Source organism: Streptomyces endocoffeicus (assembly GCF_016741935.1).
GTDB classification, from domain to species: domain Bacteria; phylum Actinomycetota; class Actinomycetes; order Streptomycetales; family Streptomycetaceae; genus Streptomyces; species Streptomyces endocoffeicus.
In genome coordinates this window covers 1-1,431 of record NZ_JAERRG010000142.1, presented here as the reverse complement: position 1 = coordinate 1,431, position 1,431 = coordinate 1, and the positions used below count along the sequence as shown (strand labels likewise).

Below are 1,431 nucleotides of genomic sequence, written 5' to 3'. Positions count from 1 at the left end.
GTGGTCAGGCCGGCGCTGGTGAGCGCGGATCGGATCACCCGCTGCTGGGAGGGGCCGTTGGGGGCGGTCAGACCATTGGACGCACCGTCCTGATTGACCGCGGAGCTGCGTACCACAGCCAGGATGTTGTGGCCCTTGGCCTGGGCGTCGGACAGCCGCTCGACCAGCAGCACACCGACGCCCTCGGACCAACCGGTGCCATCAGCGCTGTCGGCGAACGCCTTGCACCGGCCGTCGTCCGCCAGGTTTTGCTGCTGGGAGAACTCCACGAACATGACCGGCGTGGGCATCACCGTGACACCGCCGACCAGAGCGAGCGAACACTCGCCCTGCCGCAGCGCGTAGGCCGCTTGGTGCAGGGCGACCAGCGACGACGAACACGCAGTGTCCACCGTCATCGCGGGGCCTTCAAGGCCGAAGAAATACGACACCCGGCCCGCCAGCACGCTGCCCGCACGCCCGGTCAGCATGAAACCGCCGAGCTCGGCGCCGATGCCGTAGCCGCCGGGGTAGGCGCCCATGAACACGCCGGTGTCACTGCCCCGCACCGACCCCGGCTCGATGCCGGCACGCTCGAAGGCTTCCCAGGAAACTTCCATGGCAAGACGTTGCTGCGGGTCCATGGCTACGGCTTCACGGGGGCTGATGCCGAAGAACGATGCGTCGAAGCCGGCGACGTCGTCCAGGAACCCGCCGTGCAGGGTGGTGGACTTGCCCGGCGCGTCGGGGTCCGGGTCGTACAGGTTGTCCACGTCCCAGCCGCGGTCGGTGGGGAAGTCGGTGATGGCGTCGGTGCCGGACTCGACCAGGCGCCACAGGTCCTCCGGGGACGACACTTTGCCGGGCAGGCGGCAGGCCATGCCGACGATCGCCAGCGGCTCGTCCGAAACCGTGGCCGTGCGCACCGCGGCGGCCGCCTTGGGTGCCGCCTCGCCCGCGAGTAGTTCGCCGAGCCGTCCGGCCAGCGCGGCCGGGGTGGGGTAGTCGAACACCATGGTGGCGGGTAGTCGCAGGCCGGTGGCTTTGGTGAGACTGTTGCGCAGTTCGACCGCGGTCAGTGAGTCGAGGCCGAGTTCCTGGAAGGCGGTTGCTGCGGGAACGGTGTCGGCGTTGGCGTGGCCCAGAACCACGGCAGCGCTGTCACGCACCACCTTGAGGAGTGCTTCCGGTGTCAGATCGGCCGGACGGCCGTTGGTGGTTGCAGCTCGGCGGGCGACCGGGCGGTGCAACGTACGCAACAGCGCGGGGACTTCACCCTCCCCCGCCGGGTTCATTGGGGTGGCGACCAGTACCGGTTCGCTGCGGGTGGATGCCTTGTCGAGGAGGTGCATTCCGTGTTCGGCGGTGATGGCGCGCTGGCCGCTGCGGCGGATGCGGCGGTGGTCGGTGCCGGACAAGGATGCGGTCATGCCGTCTGTGTCGTCCCACATA

General features: G+C 69.4%; 1 protein-coding gene. It reads right to left on the bottom strand.

Features of this window, described 5'->3' with window-relative positions:
- Window positions 1–1,431 (bottom strand): acyl carrier protein (locus JK364_RS54250; RefSeq protein WP_230993979.1); only part of this gene is annotated, 1,431 nt, incomplete at both ends.